Source organism: Modestobacter sp. NPDC049651, assembly GCF_040659695.1.
Taxonomy (GTDB): domain Bacteria; phylum Actinomycetota; class Actinomycetes; order Mycobacteriales; family Geodermatophilaceae; genus Modestobacter.
The window spans coordinates 1-25676 of the sequence record NZ_JBFAOG010000010.1 but is presented as its reverse complement, the minus strand read 5'-3'; the positions used below and the strand labels follow the sequence as shown (position 1 = coordinate 25676).

The window sequence follows — 25676 nt, the reverse complement described above, 5'->3', positions numbered from 1 at the left end:
TGCACATGTTGCGCATCGACACGCCGCCGGACGGCGTGCCGGCGGGCAACAACTGCATGATCACCGCAGCGGGGGAGGGGCCGGCTCAGCGGGAGTAGTACTCCACGACCAGCTGCTCCTCGCAGATCACCGGGACCTCGGTGCGCTGCGGCCGGCGGGCGACCACGCAGCGCAGGTCGGCCAGCGACACCTCCAGGTACTTCGGCGCCGCGGCGTGCGCCCCGGACGCGGCGACCTGGAACGGCGCCTTGGCGCGGCTGCGCTCGGCGATCTCCACGACGTCGTAGGGCTGCACCTGGTAGCTGGGCCGGTCGACCCGCTTGCCGTTGACGGTGACGTGCTGGTGGCTGACCACCTGGCGGGCCTGGTAGATCGTGCGGGCGAAGCCGGCCCGCAGCACGGTGGCGTCCAGCCGCGACTCGAGGTCGATGATCAGCTGCTCGCCGGTCTTGCCGCCGGTGCGCTTGGCCCGGTCGAACGCCCGGCGCAGCTGCGTCTCGCTGATGTCGTACTGCGCGCGCAGCCGCTGCTTCTCCAGCAACCGGGTCTTGTAGTCACTCGTGTTCTTGCGCTTCCGCCCGTGCTCGCCCGGCGGGTAGGGGCGCCGCTCGAAGTAGCGGACGTCCTTCGGGGTCAGCGGGATGCCCAGCGCGCGGCTGCGCCGGACCTTGGGGCGGGACGTGTTCACAGATGACCTCCGGTTCGGTTAGGCTCACCTTACTACCCGATCGAGCCCCTCGTCGGTGAGACCCGGACCACGGAGGCCCGCATGCCGCGACCCACCCGCAGCGCCTCCGGGCCCGCTCCCGAGGCGCTGCGCCCCTCGGTCGCCGAGCGCGCCCGCACCGTCGCCGCCCGCCCGGGGGCGGCCGTCTGCGCGGCCGGCATCGACGGCAGCCGGGTGCTCGCGCACGCCACCACGGCGGACGGTGACGTGCTGCTGGTCGTGGCCGCCGACGGCGAGGTCGCCACCGCCGTGCGGGCGAGCGCGGACGGCGACCTGGCCGCGCTGCTGCTCGTCACCGACCACGCGCCGGTGCCGCTGCGCGACCCGGTGCGGGCGCAGGTGTGGCTGTCGGGCTGGCTGAGCGTGGTCGGCCGGGCGGAGGAGCGCGGCCTGGCGCTGGCGTTCGCCGACGTGGCCCCGGTCGCGGAGCTGCTGGACGTCGGGCGGGAGGCCACGCTGCTGCGGCTGGACCTGGCCGAGGTGGTGCTGCGCGAGGGCGGGGCGGTCGCCGAGCTCGAGCCGGAGGAGTTCCTGGCCGCGGCACCCGACCCGCTCGCCGGGGTGGAGGCGGCGGCGCTGGCGCACCTGGACACCGCGCACCCGGAGGAGCTGGCGCTGCTGCGGTCGCGGATCCCGGTCGGCTGGCTGGGGGAAGGGGACGTCGTGCGCCCGCTGGGGCTGGACCGGTGCGGCTTCCGGCTGCGGATCGAGCAGCCGGCCGGGCACCGCGACGTGCGGGTGCCCTTCGCCGCGCCGGTGACGTGCGAGGACGAGCTGGGGCCGGCGGTGCACCGGCTCATGTGCGCGGCCCGGGCGGCGGACTGCCCGGGCCGGTGAGCGGCTGAGGGACCGGGCCGGGGCCCGGTCCCTCAGCGGGAGGTCAGTGCCGGACCGACCGGCGGCCGCCGGACAGGCTCTCGGCGACGCCGATCAGCAGGAACGCCACCACGATCGCGACGATCGCACCCAGGATGTTCAGCTCACCGAAGTCGCCGGTGCCCAGGGCGCTGGCGACCAGGCCGCCGACGAGTGAGCCCACGACACCGAGGGCGAGGGTGGCGAGGATGCTGAGGTTCTGCTTGCCGGGCTTGATGAGCCGGGCGATCGCGCCGACGACGAGGCCGAACACGAGGAAGCTGATGATGCCAGTGATCATGGCCGCTTCGATGCCCTCAAGATCACCTGCTCAAACCACCTGAGGCTCAGCCGGCCGCCTCACGCAGCAGCTCCGCCAGCCGGGTGCGGCGGGGCCGGACGTCGACGTCCCGCACCGCCCGGGCCAGCGCCGCGCCGCTGGCGTGCACGATCGACAGGTGCCGCTGCGCGCGGGTGAGCGCGGTGTAGACGAGCGGCCGGGACAGCATCCCGCCGGCCTCCGGCGGCAGCACGACGACCACGCCGGGCCACTCCGAGCCCTGCGCGCGGTGCACGGTGATCGCCCAGCCGTGCCGGAGGTCGGGCAGCGCGTTGCCGGTGACGGTGACCGGCCCGGAGCTGAAGTCGACGTTCAGCGACCCCTCGCCGGTGCCGGTGACCACGCCGACCTCGCCGTTGGCGAAACCGATCGGCTCGAGGTCCAGGTGGTTGGCGGTGGCGACCACCCGGTCGCCGACGTCGAACCCGAACACGGTGCCGTCGCCGGGGTTCAGCTTCTCCTTGAGCGCCTTGTTCAGCTCGATCGTGCCGGCCGGGCCGCGGTGCACCGGGGTGACCACCTGCACCGTGGCCGGGTCGATGCCCAGCGCCCGCGGGATCGAGTCGGTGACCAGCTGCACCACCCGCCGGGCCGCCTCCGCGCTGCCCTGCGCCGGCACGATGACCACCTCCCGGTCGGGGGAGTCGACCTGGGGCAGCTCCCCGGCGCGCACGCCGGTGGCCAGCCGGGCGATCGCCCCACCGGCGGCCTGCCGGTGCAGCGTGGTCAGCTCGGTCACCGGCACCGCGCCCGAGTCGATCAGGTCGCCGAGCACGTGGCCGGGGCCGATCGAGGGCAGCTGCGCCGGGTCGCCGACCAGCAGCAGGTGGGTGCCGTCCGGGCAGGCCTCCAGCAGCGCGGCGGCCAGCTCGACGTCCAGCATCGAGGCCTCGTCGACCACCACCACCTCGGCGTCCAGGGGCCACTCCTCGTTGCGCGCGAAGCCGCCGGTCATGCCCTGCGCGCCCAGCAGCCGGTGCACGGTCACCGCCGGGTGGTCGGTGAGCTCCTCCAGCCGCTTGGCCGCCCGGCCGGTGGGCGCGGCCAGCGCCACCTCGGTGCCGCGGCCCTGCAGCAGCTGCACCAGGGAGGCGACGGTGCGGCTCTTGCCGGTGCCCGGCCCGCCGGTCAGCAGCGAGACACCGGCCTCCAGCACCTGCGCGACGCCCGCGGACTGCGCCGGGTCCAGCCCCTTGGCCACCTTACGGACCGACTGCGGGTCGGCGATCCGCTCGGCGGTGGCCAGCAGCCGCTGCACGTTCTCCGCGACGGCCTCCTCGGCCATCCCGAAGCGGGCCAGCGACAGCGTGCGCAGCGACGGGTCCGGCTCGGGCAGCTCGTCGAGGTCGTCGGCGTCCTCGTCGAACTCCGGCTCCGGCGGCTCGTGCAGCAGCACGTCCCCGGAGTCGACCGCCGCCAGCACGGCCGCCGCCGGGTCGGTGATGCCCTCGGCGCGCACCGCGGCGACGACCAGGTCGATCGGCAGCACGGTGTGCCCGTCGCGGGTGGCGGTGCGCAGGGTGAGCGCGACGATCGCCCGGCCGCGGCGGCTGTCCTGCCGGTCGGCGTTCTTGAGCAGCGAGATCGCCAGCCGGTCGGCGTCCACCAGGCTCACGCCGGACAGGCCCAGCAGCGCCCACGGGTCGTCGCGCAGCCGGCGGGCGGCGTCCGGGCCGAGCGCGTCGGCCGCGTTGGACGCCAGCTTCGCGTTGACCCCGGCGCCGACGAGGAGCTCGACCACCTCGTAGGTGGGCGCGGCGGACAGGAAGGAGGAGAACAGCCGCTCGGCGCGCTGCTTGCCCACGCGGGGCAGCTTCAGCAGCTTGTCGGCGGTGACGTCGTCGGGGCCGGTGATGCCGGCGGCGGGCAGCTCGGCCGCCGTCCGCTTGCCGAGGCCGGGCCAGAGGCCCGCCTGGCAGAAGGCGGCGAAGACCTGGTCAGAGGGTGCGGTCACTGGGCTGCTCACGGTTCGGGCCGGCGCTCCGGGTAGCCGGCAGGGGGAGCGGACACGTCGTCCAGGGCGGTCTGGATGGCCGGTGGCAGCCGGACGTCCTCGGCGTCCAACGACGCCTGCAGCTGCTGCGCGGTGCGCGCGCCGACGACCGGCGCCACGACGCCCGGCCGGTCGCGCACCCAGGCCAGCGCGACGGCCAGCGGGCTCTTGCCCAGCCCCTCGGCGGCGGTGATCACCGCCTCGACGACCCGGTCAGCCTTCGGCGAGCGCAGCTGGTCGATGAAGCCGGCCCACTGCGGGTTGGCGCCGCGCGAGTCGGTCGGGGTGGCGTGCCGGTACTTGCCGGTGAGCAGCCCGCGGCCCAGCGGCGACCACGGCAGCAGGCCCAGGCCCAGCGCCTCGGCGGCGGGCACGACCTCCCGCTCGACGCCGCGCTGCAGCAGCGAGTACTCGACCTGCGTGCTCACCAGCGGGGTGCGGCCCGGCCAGGCGCGCTGCCAGGTGGCCGCCTGCGCGGTCTGCCAGCCGGTGAAGTTGCTGATCCCGACGTAGCGGGTGCGGCCGGAGGCGACCGCGGTGTCCAGCGCGGCGAGGGTCTCCTCCAGCGGGGTCGAGGAGTCCCAGGCGTGCAGCTGCCACAGGTCGACGTGGTCCAGGCCCAGCCGCTCCAGCGACGCGTCGAGCGCGGCGAGCAGGTGACCCCGCGACCCACCGCGGCCCATCGGCCCGCCGGTGGTGCGGCCCACCGCCTTGGTCGCGACCAGCACCTCGGACCGGGGGACGACGTCGGACAGCAGCTGCCCGAGCGTCCGCTCGCTGTCGCCGTCGGCGTACACGTCGGCGGTGTCGACCAGGGTGCCGCCGGCGTCGACGAAGGCGGTCAGCTGCATCGCGGCCTCGTCCTCGTCGGTGTCACCGCCCCAGGTCATCGTGCCCAGCGCCAGCCGGGACACGACCAGGCCGCTGCGTCCGAGCCCCCGCTGTTCCACGACCGGTCAACCTACCCGGGCCGCCCGCCGCTGACCGGCACCGCGCGCCGACCCTGGGGACGCCGGGTCCGCCACCTAGGGTGCCTCCCGTGCCTGCGCCCGCCCCGATCCCTGCCCGCTGCCCGTCCGCCGGAACGGGGCGCTGACCGTGGGCTGGATCGAGGCCGTCGTCCTGGGGCTGGTGCAGGGGCTCACCGAGTTCCTGCCGATCTCCTCCAGCGCGCACCTGCGGATCGTCGGGGAGCTGTTCGGCTGGGACGACCCGGGTGCGGCGTTCACCGCGATCACCCAGATCGGCACCGAGCTCGCCGTCCTCATCTACTTCGCCCGGGACATCGGGCGGATCGTGTGGGCCTGGCTGCGCTCGCTGCGCGACCCGGCGATGCGCGCCGACCCCGACGCCCGGATGGGCTGGCTGATCATCGTCGGGTCCGTCCCGATCGTGGTGCTCGGGCTGCTGTTCCAGGACCAGATCGAGACGACGTTCCGCGACCTGCGCATCGTCGCGATCGCGCTGGTGGCGTTCTCGCTGGTCCTCTACTGGGCCGACCGGGTCAGCGCCGACAAGCGGGAGCTCACCGACCTGACCTGGAAGCACGGCATCACCTACGGCCTGGCGCAGGCGATGGCGCTCATCCCCGGCGTCAGCCGGTCCGGCGGCACGATCACCGCCGGCCGGTTCCTCGGGTACACCCGCGGCGCCGCGGCGCACTACTCGTTCCTGCTCGCGGTGCCCGCCGTCCTCGGGTCCGGGTTCTTCCAGGCCGCCGAGTCGCTGGACGGCGGCATCTCCTGGGGCCCGACGCTGCTGGCCACCGTGATCGCGTTCGGCGTCGGGTTCGCCGTCATCGCCTGGCTGCTGCGCTACCTCGAGCGCGGCAGCTTCACCCCGTTCGTCGTCTACCGGGTCGCGCTGGGCCTGCTGCTGCTCGCGCTGGTCGGTGCGGGCGTGCTCGACCCGAAGTAGCGGGCCGGTCCTAGGCTCGCCCCTGTGACCACGGTGATCCTGCTCCGGCACGGCCGGACGACGGCGAACGCGGCCGGTGTGCTCGCCGGCTGGACCCCCGGCGTCCAGCTCGACGACGCCGGCCAGGCGCAGGCCCGCGCGGTGGCCGAGCGGCTGGCCCCGGTGCCGCTGGCCGCGGTGGTCAGCAGCCCGCTGGAGCGCTGCCAGCAGACCGCCGGCGCGGTCGTCGCCGGCCGGGAGCTGGAGCTGCAGACCGACGACCGGCTCGGCGAGGCGCGCTACGGCGACTGGACCGGCCGGCCGATCAAGGAGCTGGCCAAGGAGCCGCTCTGGAAGGTCGTGCAGCAGCACCCCTCGGCCGCCGTCTTCCCCGGGCCCGAGGGGGAGGGGCTGGCGCAGACCCAGGCCCGCGCCGTCGCCGCCGTCCGCGAGTGGAACGCGAAGCTCGGCCCGGACGCCGTCTGGGTGGCGTGCAGCCACGGCGACGTGATCAAGGCGGTGCTCGCCGACGCGCTGGGCCAGCACCTCGACCAGTTCCAGCGGATCGTCGTCGACCCGGCGTCCATCTCGGTGGTCACCTACACCGACACCCGGCCGTTCGTGATGCGGGTCAACGACAGCGGTGGCGACGTGTCCGCGCTGATCCCCCCGAAGAAGAAGCGCACCCGGCGGAAGGCCTCCTCCGACGCGGTCGTCGGTGGCGGCGCCGGCGGCCCCGCCTGACCTCCGCCGCGTAACCTGATCCCGTGCCACGTCAGGTCTTCCTCTTCGACCGCCCTGCCCGGTTCGTCGCCGGGACGGTGGGCCAGCCCGGCGACCGGACCTTCTACCTGCAGGCCACCGACGGCGGCCGCACGGTGAGCGTGGCGCTGGAGAAGACCCAGGTGCAGGTGCTCGCCGAGCGGATGAACGAGCTGCTCGACGAGGTCGCCACCCGCGCGTCGGTGGTCGTGCCGCCGGAGGCCGACGTCGACGACCTCGAGCCGCTCACCGCCCCCGTCGACGAGGAGTTCCGGGTCGCCGCCATGGGCCTGGCCTGGGACGGCGAGACCGACGCCGTCGTCGTCGAGGCCGTCGCCGCCGGTGACGAGCCGATCGACGAGGAGGCCATCCTCTCCGACGCCGAGGACGGCCCGGACGCGCTGCGGGTGACCATCAGCCCGGCCGCGGCCCGCGCCTTCGTGGCCCGCGCCCGCCGGGTGATCGCCGCCGGCCGGCCCTCCTGCCCGCTCTGCTCGCTGCCGCTGGACCCCGCCGGGCACGTGTGCCCGCGCCAGAACGGCTACCGGCGCTGACCGCCCCCGACCGTCCGGGCGGCGAGCCGTCCGGCTTCGACGAGGAGCTCGAGGAGGAGTACCTCTTCGACGACGAGGAGGACGACGAGGACGCGCCCGAGGACGACGGCGAGGTGCGCACCCTCGACCTCACCGACTTCGACCACGGCGATCGCCGGGCCCCCGCCGGCCCCGACGAGGCGCACACCCTGCTCACCGAGGGCGTGCTCGACCTCGAGGGCCGGCTGCTGGACGCCAGCAACGTCACCCTCATCGGCGCCATCCGCACCGGCACCCTCGCCGGCGCCGCGGTCTACAAGCCGGTCGCGGGGGAGCGGCCGCTGTGGGACTTCCCCGACGGCACCCTCGCCGGCCGGGAGATCAGCGCCTATCTGGTCAGCGAGGCCACCGGCTGGTCGATCGTGCCGCCCACCGTGCTGCGCGACGGACCGTTCGGGCCCGGCATGGTGCAGCTCTGGATGGACGCCGACCCCGCCGTCGACCTGCAGCAGTTCGTCCGCCGCGACCTGCCCGAGCTGCGCCGCATCGCGGTGTTCGACGCGGTGGTGAACAACGCCGACCGCAAGGGCGGCCACCTCATCCCGATGCGCGGCGGCCACGTGTACGGCGTCGACCACGGGGTCTGCTTCTCCGTCGACCCCAAGCTGCGCACCCTGCTGTGGCGGTGGGCCGGCAAGCCGCTGCCGGTCGCGTCGCTGGAGGTGCTCGAGCGGCTCGCCGACGACCTGCGCGGCGACCTGGGCGAGCAGCTGCACGAGCACCTCACCCGCGCCGAGGTGCGCCGCACCCAGCAGCGCGTCGACGGGCTGCTGCGCACCCAGCTGCACCCCGAGCCCAGCGGCGACTGGCCTGCGCTGCCCTGGCCGCCCTTCTGAGCTGAGCGCAGGCCCGGCGGCCGGTGCCAGGGTGACCGCATGCCGCACCGGAGCCGACTCGCCGTCCTGCTGCTCGACCTGCCACCGGAGAGCCACGACGCGGGCCGGGACTTCTGGTCCGCCGCCACCGGCCACCCCGCGCAGCCCGATTCCACCGACGCGGGGTGGACCTCGCTGGGCACCTTCGCCGGGGGCTGGCACCTGGAGGTGCAGCGCACCGGCGCGGGCACCCCGGCCCGCTGGCACGTCGACGTCGAGACCGACGACGTCCCCGCCGAGGTGGCCCGGCTGGAGGCGCTCGGCGCCCGGCGGCTCGCCGACATGGGCGGCTTCTGGCAGCTGACCGACCCGGCCGGGCTGGTGTTCTGCGTCGTCGCCGTCCAGACGCCGGAGTTCGACCGCTACGCCACCACCTGGCCGTGACCCGCCCGCAGGGGTGAGCCGCCGTACGGCGCCGTCGGTGGCCGGAACTACCCTCGTGACGTGCTGTCCTGGCCTGCCCCCCTGCTCCCCACCCTGCCCGGGTCCGGTCCCGCCCTGCGCCTGTTCGACACCGCGCGCGGTGAGGTCGTCGAGACCCAGCCGGGGCCCACGGCCCGGATGTACGTCTGCGGCATCACGCCCTACGACGCCACCCACCTCGGGCACGCGGCCACCTACCTGGCCTTCGACCTGGTCAACCGGGTGTGGCGGGACGCCGGGTCGGCGGTGCACTACGTGCAGAACGTCACCGACGTCGACGACCCGCTGTTCGAGCGGGCGAACCGCGACGGCGAGGACTGGATCGTGCTGGGCATGCGCGAGACCGCGCTGTTCCGCGAGGACATGACCGCGCTGCGCGTGCTGCCGCCGGAGGACTACGTGGGCGCCGTCGAGGCCATCCCGCAGATCGTCGGCAAGATCGAGGAGCTGTGGGACGCCGGGCTGACGTACTCCCTCGACGACGGCACCGGCGACGTCTACCAGGACATCACCCAGGCCCCCGGCTTCGGCGGGGAGTCGAACTACGACGAGGCCACCATGCTGCGGCTGTCGGCCGAGCGCGGCGGCGACCCCGACCGGCCGGGCAAGCGGCACCCGCTCGACCCGCTGCTGTGGCGCGGCGCCCGCGAGGGCGAGCCGTCCTGGCCGGGCCCGCGGGGCACCGCCGGCCGGCCCGGCTGGCACATCGAGTGCGCCGCCATCGCGCTGGACACCATCGGCATGGGCTTCGACGTGCAGGGCGGCGGCAGCGACCTGGTCTTCCCGCACCACGAGTACTCCGCCGTCCACGGCGAGACGCTCACCGGCAGCAAGCCCTTCGCCCAGGCCTACGTGCACGCCGCGATGATCGGCCTGGACGGCGAGAAGATGAGCAAGAGCCGGGGCAACCTGGTGTTCGTCTCCCGGCTGCGCGGCGACGGCGTCGACCCGATGGCGGTGCGGCTGGCCCTTCTGTCGGGCCACTACCGCACCGACCGGGCCTGGACGCCGCAGCTGCTGACCACCGCGGAGGAGCGGCTGGCCACCTGGCGGCGCGCCGCCGCCCTGCCCACCGGTGCCCCGGCCGGCCCGGTGCTGCGCGCGGTGCGTGAGCGGCTCGCCGACGACCTCGACAGCCCCGGCGCGATCGCCGCCGTCGACGCGTGGGCCGCGGCCAGCCTGGCCGAGGACCGCGCAGCGGGCGAGGAGCAGGCGCCGGCCGTCGTCCGCGACCTGGTCGATGCCCTGCTGGGCATCGCGCTGTGACCGTCCGGGTGCGCTGACCGTGGGGGCGTTCTCCCGGGTCGACCGGGTGCTGCGCGAGGACGCCGAGGCCGCGCTGGCCCCGGCCGCGGCGCGGTCCCGGCAGACCCGCGGGCGCGCCCGCGCGGAGGCCGACGACCCGCTGCGCACCGTGTGGGAGGTCGACCGCGACCGCATCCTGCACGCCAAGGCCTTCCGCCGGCTCAAGCACAAGACGCAGGTGTTCCTGCACCCCGACGGCGACCACTTCGTCACCCGGCTGACCCACACGCTGCAGGTGATGCAGGTGGCCCGGTCCATCGCCCGCGGCCTGGGGCTGCACGAGACGCTCGCCGAGGCGATCGCGCTCGGCCACGACGTCGGCCACTCGCCCTTCGGGCACATCGGCGAGGTCGCGCTGGACCCCTACGTCCCCGGCGGCTGGCACCACGCCGCGCAGGGCGTGCGGATCGTCGAGGTGCTCGAGGACCTCAACCTCAGCTGGGAGGTCCGCGACGGCATCCGGGCGCACAGCTGGAAGATCAGCCCGCCGCCGGCCACCCGCGAGGCCGAGTGCGTGAAGTACGCCGACCGGATCGGCTACCTGTCGCACGACGCGCTGGACGCCGTCCGCGCCGGCGTGCTGCGGCCGGCCGACCTGCCGGTGCGCACGCTGGCCGTCTTCGGCCCGCCCGGCGGCGCGATGGTCGGGGCGATGATCGAGGCGGTCATCGACGGCACCGTCACCGCGGACGCCGCCGGGCAGCCGGCCGCCGTCCGGATGGCCCCCGACGCGCTCGACGCGATGAACGAGTTCCGCACCTTCATGTTCGAGCGGGTCTACGAGAGCCAGGTCGCCGCCGGGCAGAAGCACCTGGCCGTCGACGTCATCCGCCGGCTGGTCGACCACCACCTGGCCCACCCCGACCTGATCCCGGAGAGCTACCGGGACACCGAGGCCGACCTGGTCACCCAGGTGGTCGACTACGTCACCGGCATGACCGACCGGTTCGCGCTGGCCACCCACGACCGGCTGTTCGACGGCGACGCGGCCACCCGCATGCGCCCGCTGCTCGGTCGCTGAACCGGGCAGCGGGCGCCGCGGTCAGCTGGGGGAGGAGCCCCGGCGGCGGAGGTACCGCTCGAACTCGCGGGCGATCTGGTCGCCGTTGGCCTGCGACAGGTCGGTGGCGGTCTGCCGCTCCTCGAGCGAGCGGACGTACTCCACGACCTCGTCGTCCTCGTTGGCCATCTCGTCGACCGTCTTCACCCACTCCTCGGCCTGCTGCGGCAGGGCCCCGAGCGGGACGGCGACCTCCAGCACCTCCTCGACCCGCTGCAGCAGCGCGACGGTCGCCTGCGGCGAGGGCGGCTGGGAGACGTAGTGCGGCACGGCGGCCCAGAAGCTGATCGCCGGCAGGCCGGCCTGCACGCAGGCGTCCTGGAAGACCCCGAGGATCCCGGTCGGGCCCTCGTAGCGGGAGGTCTCCAGGCCGTAGGCCTCCGCGGACTCGTCGTCGTACGCGGAGCCGGTCACCGGGGTGGGCCGGGTGTGCGGGGTGTCGGCGAGCAGCGCGCCCAGGGCGACCACCTGCTGGACGTCGAGCTCGGCGCACAGCTCGATGAGCTCCTCGCAGAAGCTGCGCCAGCGCATGTTCGGCTCGATGCCCCGGATCAGCACCACGTGCCGGTCGCTGTTCGGCGGCTTGGCCACCGAGATGCGGGTGGTCGGCCACTCGACGCGGCGGCTGACGCCGTTGACCAGGGAGACGGTGGGGCGGTTGACCTGGAAGTCGTAGTAGTCCTCGGGGTCCAGCGCGGCGAGGGGGGTGGCGTCCCAGATCAGCTCGAGGTGCTCGACTGCTCCGGTGGCGGCATCCCCGGCGTCGTTCCAGCCCTCGAAGGCGACGACCACCACGGGGTCGGTCAGCTCGGGCAGGTCGGCTGCGGCGGACTTCGGATCCATCACCCTTCGAGCCTACGTCCAGACCGCCACCGGGCCGGGCCGCTCCGGGTGGCCGGGCCGCGCGTCCGGACCCTCCGGGGCCCCGGATGGGGGACACGGTGCCCGGGGGATGACACGATGGGGGCGTTCGCGGACGACGGGGCGGCTGACCGCCTGTCGGAGTTGCCAGGGCCCTGGCGCCGGACGCACTCGTGACCGTGCCCGAACGAACTCGAGGACCGCCCCGTGCCCGAGACCCCTGTGTTCGAGACCCCTGCGCCCGCCCTCCGGCCGGACGCCACCGCCGAGCTCACCGCCGCCCTCCGGCAGCGAATCCTGGTGCTCGACGGCGCCATGGGCACCGCCATCCAGCGCGACCGGCCCAGCGAGGCCGGCTACCGCGGCGAGCGGTTCGCCGACTGGCCGGTCGACGTCCAGGGCAACAACGACCTGCTCAGCCTCACCCAGCCGGCCGTCATCACCGCGATCCACCAGCAGTACCTGGACGCCGGCGCCGACCTGGTCGAGACCAACACCTTCAACGCCACCCGCATCTCGCTGTCCGACTACGGCATGCAGGAGCTGGCGTACGAGATCAACCTGGCCGCCGCGCGGCTGGCCCGCGCCGCCTGCGACGCGGCCGGCACCCCGGACAGGCCGCGGTACGTCGTCGGCGCGATCGGCCCCACCAGCCGGACGGCGTCCATCTCGCCCGACGTCAACGACCCCGGCGCCCGCAACGTCAGCTACGACGAGCTGGTCGAGGCCTACCTGGAGCAGGCGAACGGCCTCGTCGACGGCGGCGCGGACGTGCTGCTGGTGGAGACGGTCTTCGACACGCTCAACGCCAAGGCGGCGATCTTCGCGCTGGAGACGCTGTTCGAGGAGCGCGGCCGGCGCTGGCCGGTGATGATCTCCGGCACGATCACCGACGCCTCCGGGCGCACGCTGTCCGGGCAGGTCACCGAGGCGTTCTGGCACTCGGTCCGGCACGTCCGCCCGCTGCTGGTGGGGCTCAACTGCGCGCTGGGCGCCAAGGAGCTGCGGCCCTACATCGCCGAGCTGTCCCGGGTCGCGGACACCTTCGTCTCCGCCTACCCCAACGCCGGCCTGCCCAACGCGTTCGGCGAGTACGACGAGCAGCCCGAGGAGACCGCCGGGGTGCTCGCCGAGTTCGCGGCCAGCGGCTTCGTCAACCTGGTCGGTGGCTGCTGCGGGACGACGCCGGCGCACATCGCGGCCATCGCCGCCGCCGTCGAGGGGACGGCCCCGCGCACCCCGCCGACCGTGCGCCCCGCGCTGCGCCTGTCCGGGCTGGAGCCGCTGACCATCGACGAGGACTCGCTGTTCGTCAACGTCGGCGAGCGCACGAACATCACCGGCTCCGCGCGCTTCCGGAACCTGATCAAGGCCGGCGACTACACCGCGGGGCTCGCGGTGGCCCGCCAGCAGGTGGAGAACGGCGCGCAGGTGATCGACGTCAACATGGACGAGGGCATGATCGACGGCGTCGCGGCCATGGACCGGTTCCTCAAGCTGGTCGCCACCGAGCCGGACATCTGCCGGGTGCCCACGATGATCGACTCGTCCAAGTGGGAGGTCCTCGAGGCCGGCCTCAAGTGCGTGCAGGGCAAGGCGATCGTCAACTCGATCTCGCTGAAGAACGGCGAGGAGGAGTTCGTCCGCGAGGCCCGGCTGTGCCGCAAGCACGGCGCCGCGGTCGTCGTCATGGCGTTCGACGAGCAGGGCCAGGCCGACTCGCTGGAGCGGCGCGAGCAGGTCATCCAGCGGGCGTTCGACATCCTGGTCGACCAGGTCGGGTTCCCCGCCGAGGACGTCATCTTCGACCCGAACGTCTTCGCCGTCGCCACCGGCATCGAGGAGCACGCCCGCTACGGCCTGGACTTCATCGAGGCCACCCGCTGGATCAAGCAGAACCTGCCCGGCGCCCTGGTGTCCGGCGGCATCTCCAACGTCTCGTTCTCCTTCCGCGGCAACAACCGGGTGCGGGAGGCCATCCACTCGGTGTTCCTGTACCACGCGATCGCCGCCGGGCTGGACATGGCGATCGTCAACGCCGGCCAGCTGGAGGTCTACAGCGAGGTGCCGGCGGAGCTGCGGGACCGGATCGAGGACGTCGTCCTCAACCGCCGGCCCGACGCCACCGAACGGCTGCTGGAGATCGCCGGCCAGTACGCCGCGGACGGCGGCGGCAAGGAGGAGGCCACCGAGGAGTGGCGCGACCTCCCGGTCGGCGAGCGCATCACCCACGCGCTGGTGAAGGGCATCGACGCGTCGATCGAGGCCGACACCGAGGAGCTGCGGCTGGAGATCGCCGCCCGCGGCGGCCGGCCGATCGAGGTCATCGAGGGCCCGCTGATGGACGGCATGAACGTCGTCGGCGACCTGTTCGGCGCGGGCAAGATGTTCCTGCCGCAGGTGGTGAAGTCCGCGCGGGTGATGAAGAAGGCCGTCGCGCACCTGGTGCCGTTCATCGAGGCGGAGAAGCAGCCCGGGGACGTCGAGCGCAGCAACGGCAAGGTCGTCATGGCCACCGTGAAGGGCGACGTCCACGACATCGGCAAGAACATCGTCGGCGTCGTCCTGCAGTGCAACAACTACGACGTCGTCGACCTCGGCGTGATGGTGCCGGCGGAGAAGATCCTGGAGACGGCGAAGCAGGAGGGCGCCGACGTCATCGGGCTGTCCGGGCTGATCACGCCGTCGCTGGACCAGATGGTCAACCTGGCCGCGGAGATGGAGCGGCAGGGGTTCGAGATCCCGCTGCTCATCGGCGGTGCGACCACGTCGCGGGCGCACACCGCGGTCAAGGTCGACCAGCAGTACTCCGGCCCGGTGATCTGGGTGAAGGACGCCTCCCGGTCGGTGCCGGTGGTCGCGGCGCTGCTGTCCGACGACCAGCGGCCGGGGCTGCTGGCCGACGTCGCCACCGACTACGCGGCGCTGCGCGAGCGGCACGCCGCCCGGCAGGACACCCGGACGCTGCTGTCGCTGGATGCCGCCCGGGCGGCCGCCCCGCAGCTGGACTGGGCCGGCTACCAGCCGCCGCAGCCGCGGATGCTCGAGCAGGGCGGCGGCTCGGGCTTCGTGCGGGTGTTCACCGACTACCCGCTCGACGAGCTGCGCGAGTACATCGACTGGCAGCCGTTCTTCACCGCCTGGGAGATGCGCGGCCGGTTCCCCGACCTGCTGCACAACCCGGTCTCCGGGGAGGCCGCGCGCCGGCTGTTCGAGGACGCCCAGGCGATGCTCGACCAGATGGTCGCCGAGCAGTGGGTGCGGGCCAGCGGCGTGTTCGGCCTGTTCCCGGCCAACCGGGTCGCCGGCGAGGACGTCGAGGTCTACACCGACGCGTCGCGGACCGCGGTCCGCACCACGCTGCACCAGCTGCGGCAGCAGACCGAGGGCCGGGACGGCGCGCCGCGCAAGTCGCTCGCGGACTTCGTCGCGCCGAAGGAGACCGGGCTGCCCGACCACGTCGGCGCGTTCGCGGTGACCGCCGGCCTCGGGCTGGCCGAGCGGGTGGCGGCGTTCAAGGCCGACCAGGACGACTACAGCGCGATCATGCTGGAGGCGCTGGCCGACCGGCTCGCCGAGGCGTTCGCCGAGCGGCTGCACCAGCGGGTGCGCACCGAGTTCTGGGGCTACGCGGCCGACGAGACGCTGGGCAACGACGAGCTGATCGCCGAGCAGTACCGGGGGATCCGGCCGGCGCCGGGGTACCCGGCGTGCCCCGAGCACACCGAGAAGAGCACCATCTGGGAGCTGCTGGACGTCGAGGCGGCCACCGGCATCGAGCTCACCGAGAGCATGGCGATGTGGCCGGGGGCGGCGGTCAGCGGGCTGTACTTCTCCCACCCGCAGTCCCGGTACTTCGTGCTCGGGCGGCTCGGCCGCGACCAGGTCGAGGACTACGCCCGGCGCAAGGGCTGGACCCTCGCCGAGGCGGAGAAGTGGCTGTCGCCCAACCTGGGCTACCGCACGGACGACGAGGAGTGAACCGGCCGGTGCCCGTGCTGGAGGCGGTGCTGTTCGACATGGACGGCACGCTGGTGGAGACCGAGCAGTACTGGGGCGAGGCGATGTTCGCGCTCGCCGACGAGCTCGGCGGGACGTTCTCGCCCGAGGCGCGGGAACGGACCGTCGGGACGGCGATGCGGGTGGCGATCGCGATCCTGCACGCCGACCTCGGGGTGGTGCGCACCGAGGAGCAGGCGGCCGCGGACGCCCGCTGGGTCGAGGACCGGACGGCGGCGCTGATGGCCGCGGAGGGCGTGGCCTGGCGCCCCGGCGCCCGCGACCTGGTGCGCGCGGTGGGTGCGGCCGGGCTGCGGACGGCGCTGGTGACGACGACCCCACGGCGGATCGCCTCGCTGGTGCTGGGCCGGATCGCCGACGAGCTGGGCGGGGACCCGTTCGGCACCACCGTCTGCGGCGACGAGGCCGGCGCCCGGAAGCCCGATCCGGCGCCCTACCGGAGGGCGATGACCTCGCTCGACGTCGACCCGGCCGCCTGCCTGGTGATCGAGGACTCCGGCGTGGGGGTGACCGCCGGGCTGGTCGCCGGGGCGGCGGTGCTCGGGGTGCCGTCGTTGCAGCCGCTGGACGAGCGCGACGGGCTGGTGCTGCGGCCCACGCTGGCCGGGCTGACGGTCGACGACCTGGCCGCCGTGCTGGCCGAGTCGCAGAGCGCGCTGGCCAGCTGACCAGCGTCGTTCCAGCGGCTGCATGATCGATGCGGCCCGGCGCGGTCCGGGCCGTGGCGGTTCAGCCTCCTGCGGTCGCCCAGGGGAGGAACCGCTCCTCGGTCAGCCCAACACCGCGCCGCAGCGGACGATGGCCGGGACCGCCGCCGAGCAGCCGCCACCGGTCGCCGTCCCGCACGGAGGTCCGCCGCCCGACCACCCGCCCCCGCCGCACCCACCGGCGCTCGAGCACGTCGCCCTGCACGACCGCCTCGATCAGCCGGCGCACGGTCGGCACCAGCTCGGGCCACTCCCGCTCGGGGAGGAAGGCCTCCGTCCAGCTGTGCTCCCCGACAGCGACGAAGACGGTGGTGGCCACGTCGGGTTCCAGGATGAACCCGACCGCACCTGTCCGGGTGGGGCACGCGGTGATCCGCACCGTCGCGTCCGGCCCACCCGACGGAGCAGCCTCCTCGGTCACGGTGGCAGCACCGGGCGGCAGGGCGGCGAGCACTTCCGCCACCAGGGCCCGGACCGCGTCCACGAGCACGGGCAGGTCGTCGTACGGTGCGGCCGGATGCGGACGGCGGCCGACCACCCGGCAGCTCAGACGGGGGTGACGGGCAGCGTGGTGCGCCAGCCGGCGGCGGCCGCGGCCTCGGTGGGGAACGGCGGGGGAGTGCCGCCGAACGCCGGGCACAGCGCCTGGTGGTCGCACCAGCTGCACAGGCGGCTCTTGTTCGCCCGGAAGTCGCCGGTCTGCACCGCCCGCTCGATCGCCGCCCAGATCGCCTGCAAGGTGCGCTCGAACCGCACCAGCTCCGCCTCGTCGGGGGCGTAGACCAGTGCGTCGGCGTCGGCGAGGTAGAGCAGCTTCAGCTGGGCGGCGATCACGCCGCGGGTCCGCCACAGCACGAGCGCGTAGAACTTCATCTGGAACAGCGCCTTGGACTCGAACGCCTCGCGGGGCATCGAGCCGGTCTTGTAGTCGACCACCCGGAGCGCACCGGTCGGGGCGACGTCCAGCCGGTCGACGTACCCGCGCAGCAGCAGCCCGTCGGGCAGCGTGACCTCGACCAGCTCCTCGCGGCCGGCCGGCTGGATGTGCGTCGGGTCCTCGAGGGCGAAGTACTTGTCCACCAGCGCCCCGGCCGAGGCGAGCCACGCGTCCAGCGACTCCCCGGCAGGGGCCTCGCCGTCCTGCGGCGCGAACAGCTCGGCGACGCCGTCCTCCTGGCGCAGCTCCTCCCACGCCGGGGCCACCAGCTCGCGGGCGGCGTCGGGCGTGCGCTGCGCCTGCGGCAGGTCGTACAGCTTCTCCAGCACCGCGTGCACGAGGGTGCCGCGCACCGCCGCCCGGCTCTTCTTCTCCGGCAGCCGGTCGATGGTGCGGAAGCGGTACAGCAGCGGGCAGGTCTTGAAGTCGGCCGCGCGGGACGGCGACAGCGAGGGCCGCCGCGGGGTCGCGTGGGCGGCGGTGGTGCGGCCCGCGGGAGCCGGCTGGCCGTCCTGATCGGGCTGACCGGTCTGGTCCGTCTCCAGGATCGCCGTCATGGGACCGAGGCTAGGTGGGGCCTCCGACAGAACCGGGACTCCGCGCCGGAGGTCACGCAGAACGCCGTCCGTACCCTGGTCGCCCGTGGACACCGAGCTCGACCCGACCGACACCCCCGCCCCCGCGGAGCAGCCCGCTGCCGAGCCGGAGGTGGTCGGCGCGGCGGCCGAGCCGGTGGAGGGGGCCTTCGAGGTCGGCGACCGGGTGCAGCTCACCGACCCGAAGGGCCGGCACCACACGCTCGTCCTCATCCCGGGCAAGGAGTTCCACACCCACCGCGGCGCCATCAGGCACGACGACCTGATCGGCGCGCCGGAGGGCTCCGTCGTCCACTCGACGGCCAACACCGGCTACCTCGCGCTGCGCCCGCTGCTGGCGGACTTCGTGCTGTCGATGCCGCGCGGCGCGCAGGTCATCTACCCGAAGGACGCCGCGCAGATCGTCGGCTTCGGCGACATCGGCCCGGGCATGCGGGTGCTGGAGGCCGGCGCCGGCTCCGGCGCGCTGTCCTGCTCGCTGCTGCGCGCGGTGGGGGAGCGCGGCACCCTCACCAGCTACGAGCGGCGCGAGGACTTCGCCGACGTCGCCCGCGGCAACGTCGGGGCGTTCTTCGGCGAGGTGCCGGCCAACTGGTCGCTGCGGCTGGGCGACCTGGACCAGCACCCGGCCGAGGAGACCGTCGACCGCGTCGTCCTGGACATGCTCGAGCCGTGGGCGGTGCTGCCCACCGTCGCCGCCGCCCTGCGGCCCGGCGGCGTGCTCATCGGCTACGTCGCGACGGTCACCCAGCTGTCGACCTACGTCGAGGCGCTGCGCGAGCAGGGCTGCTGGACCGAGCCGTACCCCTGGGAGACCCTGCTGCGGCCCTGGCACGCCGAGGGGCTGGCGGTCCGCCCCGAGCACCGGATGGTCGCCCACACCGCCTTCCTGATCACCGCCCGCCGGCTCGCCGACGGGGTCGTGGCGCCGGTCCGCCAGCGCCGCAAGAAGCTCGCCTGACCGCGCTCCCGGACCGGCCACGTGTCCGGGAGATGACGGTGTGACCCACCTCGCACAGGTGTTCGTCGAACGGCGGCGCCGTCGGTGCCCGCGTGTATAGATTGACGTCCTGGCTCCCCCGAAGTGTGGAGGTGCGCGATGGGCCCCGGTATGGGCACAGGTCCTGACGAGTTCCGAGCGCGGCGTGAACGTGACGTCGCCTCGCTGGTGAGCCAGATCTCCTACCTCGAGGAGGAGATCGGGCTGCTGCGCCGGAAGGTCGCCGACGGGCCGCGCCAGCTGCGCGGGCTGGAGGAGCGCCTCGCGGAGGCGGAGGGCCGGGCGGCCTTCCTCTCCGAGCGCAACGACAAGCTGGCCGGGACGCTCCGCGAGGCGCGCGAGCAGCTGGTCACGCTCAAGGAGGAGATCGAGCGGCTGGGGCAGCCGCCGTCCGGCTACGGCATCTTCCTCGAGCGGTTCGACGACGGCACCGTCGACGTGTTCACCGGCGGCCGCAAGCTGCGGGTCGCCGTCTCCCCGGACGTCGAGCCCGACGAGCTGCAGCACGGCCGCGAGGTCATGCTCAACGAGGCGATGAACGTGATCGCCGTCCGCGGGTTCGAGCGCACCGGCGACGTCGTCATGCTCAAGGAGCTGCTCGAGCCGCTGCCCGGCCTGCCGCGCCGCGCGCTGGTCATCGGGCACACCGACGAGGAGCGGGTGGTCTTCCTCGCCGACTCCCTCGACGGTCAGCCGCTGCGCAGCGGCGACTCGCTGCTGCTGGAGAACCGCTCGGGTTACGTCTACGAGCGGATCCCCAAGAGCGAGGTCGAGGAGCTGGTCCTCGAAGAGGTCCCCGACATCGACTACGAGGACATCGGCGGGCTGGCCCGGCAGATCGAGCAGATCCGCGACGCGGTGGAGCTGCCGTTCCTGCACGCCGACCTGTTCCGCGAGTACGAGCTGCGCCCGCCCAAGGGCATCCTGCTCTACGGCCCGCCCGGCTGCGGCAAGACGCTGATCGCCAAGGCGGTGGCCAACTCGCTGGCCAAGAAGGTGGCCGCGGTGCGCGGCGAGAGCGACACCAGCCAGGGCCGTTCCTTCTTCCTGAACATCAAGGGCCCCGAGCTGCTCAACAAGTACGTCGGCGAGACCGAGCGGCACATCCGGCTGGTGTTCCAGCGGGCGCGGGAGAAGGCCAGCGAGGGCACGCCGGTCATCGTGTTCTTCGACGAGATGGACTCGATCTTCCGGACCCGCGGGTCGGGGGTCAGCTCGGACGTCGAGAGCACGATCGTGCCGCAGCTGCTCAGCGAGATCGACGGCGTCGAGGGCCTGGAGAACGTCATCGTCATCGGTGCCTCCAACCGCGAGGACATGATCGACCCGGCGATCCTCCGGCCCGGCCGGCTCGACGTGAAGATCAAGATCGAGCGCCCGGACGCCGAGGCGGCCCGCGACATCTTCAGCAAGTACCTGACGACGTCGCTGCCGATCCACACCGACGACCTGGCCGAGCACGGCGGCAGCCGCGAGGCGACGATCGCCGGGATGATCCAGCGCACCGTCGAGCGGATGTACACCGAGAGCGAGGAGAACCGCTTCCTCGAGGTGACGTACGCCAACGGTGACAAGGAGGTCCTGTACTTCAAGGACTTCAACTCCGGGGCGATGCTGCAGAACATCGTCGACCGCGCGAAGAAGATGGCCATCAAGGACCGGTTGGAGACCGGCACCGGGGGGCTCCGGGTGCAGCACCTGATGGCGGCGTGCGTCGACGAGTTCAAGGAGAACGAGGACCTGCCCAACACGACCAACCCCGACGACTGGGCGCGGATCTCGGGCAAGAAGGGCGAGCGGATCGTCTACATCCGCACGCTCATCAGCGGCAAGGGCGCCGACAGCGGCCGGGCCATCGACACGGCCACGAACACCGGCCAGTACCTCTGACGACCGGCGTCCCGACCGGCCCCCGCTGCGACCCGCGGCGGGGGCCGGTCGTCGTCCGGCGTCCCGTCACCGGGTCCGCCTAACCTGTGGCCATGAGCGTGCGACGGGTCATGGGCACCGAGCTCGAGTACGGCATCTCGGTGCCGGGTCAGCCGGGTGCCAACCCGACGACGCTGTCCAGCCAGGTGGTCAACGCGTGGGCGGTGGCCGAGGCGCCGACGCCCCGCCGTCCCCGCTGGGACTTCGAGGAGGAGTCGCCGCTGCGCGACGCGCGCGGCTTCGACCTGTCGCCGGCCACCGCGCTGGACCACAACGACCTCGACGAGGACTCCGGGATGGCCAACGTCATCCTGACCAACGGCGCGCGGCTGTACGTCGACCACGCGCACCCGGAGTACTCCACCCCCGAGGTCACCAGCCCGCGCGACATCGTGCTGTGGGACAAGGCGGGGGAGCAGATCATGGCCGAGGCGGCCCGCCGGGCCGCCCGCATCCCCGGGGCGCCGCAGATCCAGCTGTACAAGAACAACACCGACGGCAAGGGCGCCTCCTACGGCAGCCACGAGAACTACCTGATGGACCGGGCGACGCCGTTCCTGTCCATCGTCAACGGGCTCATCCCGTTCTTCGTGACCCGGCAGGTGTTCGCCGGCTCCGGCCGGGTCGGCATCGGCGCCGAGGGGCGCACCCAGGGCTTCCAGCTCTCCCAGCGCGCCGACTTCTTCGAGGTCGAGGTCGGCCTGGAGACCACGCTGAAGCGACCGATCATCAACACCCGCGACGAGCCGCACGCGGACGCCGAGAAGTACCGGCGGCTGCACGTGATCATCGGCGACGCGAACCTCGCGGAGCTGTCGACCTACCTCAAGGTCGGGACGACGTCGCTGGTGCTGGCGATGATCGAGGCGAAGGCGCTGACCCGCGACCTGACCATCGAGGAGCCGGTCGACGCGCTGCAGGCGATCAGCCACGACCCCTCGCTCACCCACCGGGTGCGGCTGCGCGACGGCCGGCGGATGACCGCGATCGAGGTGCAGCGGGAGTACCTCGGGCAGGCGGAGCGGTTCGTCGCGCACCGGGGGATCGACGACGAGCAGACCGCCGACGTGCTGCGCCGCTGGGCGCAGGTGCTCGACGACCTGGAGACCGACCCGATGCGGCTGGCCGACCAGCTCGACTGGCCGGCGAAGCTGCGGCTGCTGGAGGGTTACCGGAAGCGCGACGGGCTCGGCTGGGGGGACGCCCGGCTGAAGCTGGTCGACCTGCAGTACTCCGACGTGCGGCCGGACAAGGGGCTGTACCACCGGCTGGTGGCCCGCGGCGCGATGCAGCGGCTGCTCACCGACGACGAGGTGACCCGGGCGATGACCGCCCCGCCGACCGACACCCGGGCGTACTTCCGCGGCGAGGCGCTGCGCCGCTACCCGGCCCAGGTCGCCGCGGCGTCCTGGGACTCGGTGGTGTTCGACGTGGGCCGGGACAACCTGGTGCGCATCCCGACCATGGAGCCGCTGCGCGGCACCCGGGACCACGTCGGCGAGCTGTTCGAGACGACGTCCACCGCCGCCGAGCTGGTCGACACCATCACCGGCGGCTGACCGCTACCCGCCGAGCGGGAACACCGCCCGGGGCGACCAGGCGCCGCCGACCTCGTCCTCGGTCAGCAGGACCACCTCCGCGGCGGTGCCGCTGACGGGGAGGCCGGTGCGGACCTCCCGCTCGGCCGCCGCGAGCACGGCCGGCGGGTGCCGGTGGCCGACGGTGAGGTGGGGGACGACGACGTCGCCGAACGCACCCTCGAACGGCGGGTGCTCGGGGAACTCCGCCTGGAGCCGGTCGCTGAGCGCCCGGAACGGCGCCGGGTCGCCGGGCGCCAGCCACAGGACGTCGTCGCCGAACCAGCCGGTGCCGGCGAACCGGTACCCGAACGGCGGCACACCGCGCAGGACGCCGGCCACCCGGCGACGCGGGATCCCCTCGACCACCCGGCGAGCGTGGCCTGACGCGCCGCACAGGCCTGTGGAAATCGTGACGGCGAACTGTCACCTCCCACGGGTACGTTCTGGATCAGCACCACCCCACACGAGATCTGGAGGGTGACATGGCCACGAGGGACACCGGCGGGCAGCAGCGGGCCACGCGATCGCGCGAGGAGACCGAGGAGGTCGAGGCGTCGGTCGACACCGAGGCCTCGGAGCGCACCAAGGAAGTCACCGAGGACGTCGATTCTCTGCTTGACGAAATTGACGGGGTGCTCGAGGAGAATGCCGAGGAATTTGTTAAGAGCTACGTGCAAAAGGGAGGCCAATAGGGGCATTTCCGGCCATTCTAAGTGGTGGGCGGATGAGCATTCCAGGCAAGTTCTGCCGCGACTGCGGTGAAGTCAGACCGGCGTCTTACTTCACTGCAGACCGCCGACGGCCCGATGGCCTGAGCTTCTACTGCAAGATGCACGCTCGTCGGCGGCAACGAGCATCCCGCGATGAGCGCCTGGGCCCGGCGAAGACCCGCCATCGACGCGATGCTCACGTGCCTCCCGGCCACAAGTGGTGCCCGGACTGCTCGACGGTGAAGCCGATCGACCAGTTCGTCCGCAACGTGAGCCAGCCATCGGGCCTTGCCGGCTACTGCAAGCCTTGCCACAACGCTCGGGGCAAGGCGTCGAAGGACAAGGTGGGAGGGTCACGGACGTACCACCTGAAACGGCGGTACGGCATCACGGCCGAGGAGGCCGACGGCATGCTGGCCGCCCAGGGCGGCCTGTGCGCCATCTGCCGCGCGGCGCCGGCCGCGCACGTCGACCACGACCACGGGACCGGCGCCGTCCGCGCCCTGCTGTGTTTCAACTGCAACGGCGGGCTGGGCCAGTTCAGGGACGACCCGGCGGTGCTCCGCGCGGCCGCGGAGTACGTCGAGGAGCACCGCCGGCGGCAGGCGGGGGAGCGGCCGGTCCCGCTGGCGCAGCGGTGTCCCGAGGTGACCAGCCGGCCGGTGAGCCCGCCGGTAGGGTCGCAACGACGTCCACCGGCACCCCGGGGGACGCGTTCGTGCAGTCGAGGCCGCGCTGTGCCGGCGGCGAGAGAGGAGACTGGGTGACCGACACGTCGTTCGGGCGGAGTGGCTTCCCGCCCGCCTACCTGGACCGGGTGGGTTCGTCGTTCACCGACTTCCTCGGCACCACCGCGCCCGACCTGCTGCCCGGCCGCCGCACCCTGCCGCCCGTGCCGGCCGGTGACCTCGCCCCGCACGCCACCACCATCGTCGCCGCGACCTTCGCCGGCGGCGTGCTGATGGGCGGCGACCGGCGGGCCACCATGGGCAACCTGATCTCCAGCCGGGACATCGAGAAGGTCTACGCCGCCGACTCCTGGTCGGTCATCGGCATCGCCGGTGCGGCCGGGCTGGCCATCGAGATGGTCCGGCTCTACCAGGTCGAGCTCGAGCACTACGAGAAGATCGAGGGCGTCACGATGTCCCTCGACGGCAAGGCCAACCGGCTCGCCCAGATGATCCGCGGCAACCTCGGCGCCGCCATGCAGGGCCTCGCCGTCGTCCCGCTGTTCGCCGGCTTCGACCTCGACGCCGCCGAGGGGGCCAGCCCTGGCCGGATCTTCAGCTACGACGTCACCGGCGGGAACTACGAGGAGCGCGGTTACGCCTCGGTCGGCTCCGGCTCGCTGTTCGCCAAGAACTCGCTGAAGAAGACGTGGCGGCCGGGCCTGTCCGCCGACGCCGCCACCCGCACCGTGGTCGAGGCGCTCTACGACGCCGCCGACGACGACTCCGCCACCGGTGGCCCGGACACCGTCCGCCGGCTGTTCCCGATCCTCTACCGGGTCGACGCCGAGGGCGCCGTCCGGCTCACCGACGACGAGGTCGCTGCCGTCGCCGAGACGATCGTGGCCGAGCGGGCCGCCGCGAGCCGAGAGGGCTGAGATATGACGATGCCGTACTACGCGTCGGCCGAGCAGGTCATGCGGGACCGCTCGGAGTACGCCCGCAAGAACATCGCCCGCGGTCGCAGCGTCGCCGTGCTCACCTACACCGACGGCGTCCTGTTCATCGCCGAGAACCCCAGCTCCACGCTGCACAAGGTCGGCGAGATCTACGACCGGATCGGCTTCGCCGCGATCGGCCGCTACAGCGAGTTCGAGAGCCTGCGGGTCGCCGGCGTGCGGCTGGCCGACGTCCGCGGCTACTCGTACAACCGCCGCGACGTCACCGGCCGGATCGTCGCCAACGCCTACGCGCAGACCCTCGGCTCGATCTTCACCGAGTCGATGAAGCCCTACGAGGTCGAGCTGTGCGTCGCCGAGGTGGGCGCCACCCCCGAGTCCGACCAGCTGTACCGGCTCACCTTCGACGGCTCGCTGGTCGACGAACCCGACTTCGTCGTCATGGGCGGGCAGGCCGAGGCCGTCACCAGCCAGCTGCGCCAGCACTTCCACACCGGGCTCAGCCTCCGCGAGGCGCTCGGGGTCGGCGTCGCGGCCTTGTCGTCGGTCAGCCCCGCCGCCAACGGCGCCCAGCTGCCCGCCGAGCAGCTCGAGGTGGCGGTGCTCGACCGGCGGCGGCCCAAGCGGGCGTTCCGCCGCGTCACCGGCGCCGCCCTGCGCGCCCTGCTCACCGACGGCGCCGACGCCGAGCCCGCGGCCCCGGCCGCCGCGACCACGGCCGCCCACGCGCCCAGCGCCCCGATGCCGGGCACGCCGGCCGGGATGGGCGACCCCGCCGCTCCCGACACCGCGGCGTCCATCTCGGGGCGGTCGGTGTCGCGGGTGGCGTCCCACTGCGTCGTCCAGCGGCGCACCTGCCGCTCGAGGAAGCCCTCGGGCC

General features: G+C 73.6%; 25 protein-coding genes. 17 read left to right on the top strand and 8 right to left on the bottom strand.

Going from position 1 to position 25676, the window contains the following annotated elements; translation table 11 throughout:
• Window positions 1-85: 85 nt before the first annotated feature.
• Entirely contained in the window at window positions 86-688 is a 603-nt protein-coding gene (rpsD, locus tag AB0J00_RS14640; RefSeq protein WP_357745666.1) for a 30S ribosomal protein S4, read from the bottom strand.
• 81 nt (window positions 689-769) lie between these two features.
• On the opposite strand from rpsD, the gene AB0J00_RS14635 reads away from it, so the two are divergent.
• Complete coding sequence (locus tag AB0J00_RS14635; protein ID WP_357745664.1) at window positions 770-1564, top strand: DUF2470 domain-containing protein; 795 nt, start codon at window positions 770-772, stop codon at window positions 1562-1564.
• Between the two features lie 43 nt (window positions 1565-1607).
• Here AB0J00_RS14635 and AB0J00_RS14630 read toward each other — a convergent pair whose 3' ends face one another.
• Genes AB0J00_RS14630 through AB0J00_RS14620 form a run of 3 tightly spaced genes read right to left on the bottom strand, consistent with a single transcriptional unit; the run spans window position 1608 to window position 4865 of the window.
• Complete coding sequence (locus tag AB0J00_RS14630) at window positions 1608-1883, bottom strand: hypothetical protein (protein ID WP_357745661.1); 276 nt, start codon at window positions 1881-1883, stop codon at window positions 1608-1610.
• Window positions 1884-1929: 46 nt separating this feature from the next.
• The gene (locus AB0J00_RS14625; RefSeq protein ID WP_357745659.1) at window positions 1930-3876 is read right to left on the bottom strand and encodes an AAA family ATPase; all 1947 of its coding nucleotides are present in this window, start codon (window positions 3874-3876) and stop codon (window positions 1930-1932) included.
• 8 nt (window positions 3877-3884) lie between these two features.
• Window positions 3885-4865: an aldo/keto reductase gene (locus tag AB0J00_RS14620; protein ID WP_357745656.1), complete on the bottom strand. Its 981-nt coding sequence runs from the start codon at window positions 4863-4865 to the stop codon at window positions 3885-3887.
• Between the two features lie 148 nt (window positions 4866-5013).
• Here AB0J00_RS14620 and AB0J00_RS14615 point away from each other — a divergent pair, with 148 nt between their 5' ends.
• Genes AB0J00_RS14615 through AB0J00_RS14585 form a run of 7 tightly spaced genes read left to right on the top strand, consistent with a single transcriptional unit; the run spans window position 5014 to window position 10790 of the window.
• Entirely contained in the window at window positions 5014-5832 is an 819-nt protein-coding gene (locus AB0J00_RS14615; protein WP_357745654.1) for an undecaprenyl-diphosphate phosphatase, read from the top strand.
• A gap of 24 nt (window positions 5833-5856) precedes the next feature.
• Window positions 5857-6555, top strand: a complete 699-nt coding sequence (locus tag AB0J00_RS14610) for a histidine phosphatase family protein (protein WP_357745652.1) — start codon at window positions 5857-5859, stop codon at window positions 6553-6555.
• 23 nt (window positions 6556-6578) lie between these two features.
• On the top strand, window positions 6579-7127 hold the full coding sequence (locus AB0J00_RS14605; protein ID WP_357745649.1) for a DUF3090 family protein: 549 nt from the start codon (window positions 6579-6581) through the stop codon (window positions 7125-7127).
• Window positions 7097-8002, top strand: coding sequence for an SCO1664 family protein (locus AB0J00_RS14600; RefSeq protein WP_357745647.1), 906 nt, complete (start codon window positions 7097-7099; stop codon window positions 8000-8002). Before AB0J00_RS14605 ends, AB0J00_RS14600 begins: the two co-directional genes overlap by 31 nt.
• 39 nt (window positions 8003-8041) lie before the next feature.
• Entirely contained in the window at window positions 8042-8425 is a 384-nt protein-coding gene (locus AB0J00_RS14595) for a VOC family protein (protein ID WP_357745645.1), read from the top strand.
• A gap of 60 nt (window positions 8426-8485) precedes the next feature.
• Window positions 8486-9730, top strand: a complete 1245-nt coding sequence (mshC, locus tag AB0J00_RS14590; RefSeq protein WP_357745642.1) for a cysteine--1-D-myo-inosityl 2-amino-2-deoxy-alpha-D-glucopyranoside ligase — start codon at window positions 8486-8488, stop codon at window positions 9728-9730.
• Between the two features lie 19 nt (window positions 9731-9749).
• Window positions 9750-10790, top strand: coding sequence for an HD domain-containing protein (locus tag AB0J00_RS14585; RefSeq protein WP_357745639.1), 1041 nt, complete (start codon window positions 9750-9752; stop codon window positions 10788-10790).
• Window positions 10791-10811: 21 nt separating this feature from the next.
• Here AB0J00_RS14585 and AB0J00_RS14580 read toward each other — a convergent pair whose 3' ends face one another.
• Window positions 10812-11672, bottom strand: coding sequence for a PAC2 family protein (locus tag AB0J00_RS14580; RefSeq protein WP_357745994.1), 861 nt, complete (start codon window positions 11670-11672; stop codon window positions 10812-10814).
• A gap of 225 nt (window positions 11673-11897) precedes the next feature.
• Between AB0J00_RS14580 and metH the strand changes: the two genes are divergently transcribed.
• Window positions 11898-15671 carry a methionine synthase gene (metH, locus tag AB0J00_RS14575; RefSeq protein WP_357745636.1) on the top strand — a complete coding sequence of 1258 codons (3774 nt, stop codon included), beginning with the start codon at window positions 11898-11900 and terminating at the stop codon, window positions 15669-15671.
• 8 nt (window positions 15672-15679) lie between these two features.
• Complete coding sequence (locus tag AB0J00_RS14570; protein ID WP_357745634.1) at window positions 15680-16378, top strand: HAD family phosphatase; 699 nt, start codon at window positions 15680-15682, stop codon at window positions 16376-16378.
• A gap of 61 nt (window positions 16379-16439) precedes the next feature.
• Here the strand turns inward: AB0J00_RS14570 and AB0J00_RS14565 are convergent, their stop codons facing one another.
• Window positions 16440-16736 carry a hypothetical protein gene (locus AB0J00_RS14565; RefSeq protein ID WP_357745632.1) on the bottom strand — a complete coding sequence of 99 codons (297 nt, stop codon included), beginning with the start codon at window positions 16734-16736 and terminating at the stop codon, window positions 16440-16442.
• 227 nt (window positions 16737-16963) lie between these two features.
• Complete coding sequence (locus AB0J00_RS14560; RefSeq protein WP_357745629.1) at window positions 16964-17911, bottom strand: RecB family exonuclease; 948 nt, start codon at window positions 17909-17911, stop codon at window positions 16964-16966.
• A 151-nt stretch (window positions 17912-18062) separates the two neighbouring features.
• Here AB0J00_RS14560 and AB0J00_RS14555 point away from each other — a divergent pair, with 151 nt between their 5' ends.
• The 3 genes from AB0J00_RS14555 (at window position 18063) to dop (ending at window position 22438) form a co-directional block, all read left to right on the top strand.
• Window positions 18063-18911 carry a tRNA (adenine-N1)-methyltransferase gene (locus AB0J00_RS14555; RefSeq protein ID WP_357745991.1) on the top strand — a complete coding sequence of 283 codons (849 nt, stop codon included), beginning with the start codon at window positions 18063-18065 and terminating at the stop codon, window positions 18909-18911.
• A 207-nt stretch (window positions 18912-19118) separates the two neighbouring features.
• Window positions 19119-20840, top strand: coding sequence for a proteasome ATPase (gene arc, locus AB0J00_RS14550; protein WP_357745626.1), 1722 nt, complete (start codon window positions 19119-19121; stop codon window positions 20838-20840).
• Between the two features lie 92 nt (window positions 20841-20932).
• Window positions 20933-22438: a depupylase/deamidase Dop gene (gene dop / locus AB0J00_RS14545; RefSeq protein ID WP_357745623.1), complete on the top strand. Its 1506-nt coding sequence runs from the start codon at window positions 20933-20935 to the stop codon at window positions 22436-22438.
• Window positions 22439-22441: 3 nt separating this feature from the next.
• Here dop and AB0J00_RS14540 read toward each other — a convergent pair whose 3' ends face one another.
• Window positions 22442-22825: a 2'-5' RNA ligase family protein gene (locus tag AB0J00_RS14540; protein WP_357745621.1), complete on the bottom strand. Its 384-nt coding sequence runs from the start codon at window positions 22823-22825 to the stop codon at window positions 22442-22444.
• 116 nt (window positions 22826-22941) lie between these two features.
• Here AB0J00_RS14540 and AB0J00_RS14535 point away from each other — a divergent pair, with 116 nt between their 5' ends.
• The 4 genes from AB0J00_RS14535 to prcA all read left to right on the top strand — a co-directional run.
• Entirely contained in the window at window positions 22942-23151 is a 210-nt protein-coding gene (locus AB0J00_RS14535) for a ubiquitin-like protein Pup (RefSeq protein WP_357745618.1), read from the top strand.
• 257 nt (window positions 23152-23408) lie between these two features.
• Window positions 23409-23936: an endonuclease VII domain-containing protein gene (locus tag AB0J00_RS14530; RefSeq protein WP_357745615.1), complete on the top strand. Its 528-nt coding sequence runs from the start codon at window positions 23409-23411 to the stop codon at window positions 23934-23936.
• Window positions 23933-24775 carry a proteasome subunit beta gene (prcB, locus tag AB0J00_RS14525; protein ID WP_357745613.1) on the top strand — a complete coding sequence of 281 codons (843 nt, stop codon included), beginning with the start codon at window positions 23933-23935 and terminating at the stop codon, window positions 24773-24775. The genes AB0J00_RS14530 and prcB overlap by 4 nt, the downstream gene beginning before the upstream one ends.
• Window positions 24776-24784: 9 nt before the next feature.
• Window positions 24785-25676 (top strand): proteasome subunit alpha (gene prcA / locus AB0J00_RS14520; RefSeq protein ID WP_357745611.1); only part of this gene is annotated, 892 nt, incomplete at its 3' end.

Bases quoted from the DNA above. Each gene is read 5' to 3' on its own strand.
- AB0J00_RS14635 (WP_357745664.1), top strand. From the start codon at position 770: ATGCCGCGACCCACCCGCAGCGCCTCCGGGCCCGCTCCCGAGGCGCTG.
- AB0J00_RS14630 (WP_357745661.1), bottom strand. From the start codon at position 1,883: ATGATCACTGGCATCATCAGCTTCCTCGTGTTCGGCCTCGTCGTCGGC.
- AB0J00_RS14595 (WP_357745645.1), top strand. From the start codon at position 8,042: ATGCCGCACCGGAGCCGACTCGCCGTCCTGCTGCTCGACCTGCCACCG.
- AB0J00_RS14580 (WP_357745994.1), bottom strand. From the start codon at position 11,672: ATGGATCCGAAGTCCGCCGCAGCCGACCTGCCCGAGCTGACCGACCCC.
- AB0J00_RS14560 (WP_357745629.1), bottom strand. From the start codon at position 17,911: ATGACGGCGATCCTGGAGACGGACCAGACCGGTCAGCCCGATCAGGAC.
- dop (WP_357745623.1), top strand. From the start codon at position 20,933: ATGAGCGTGCGACGGGTCATGGGCACCGAGCTCGAGTACGGCATCTCG.
- AB0J00_RS14535 (WP_357745618.1), top strand. From the start codon at position 22,942: ATGGCCACGAGGGACACCGGCGGGCAGCAGCGGGCCACGCGATCGCGC.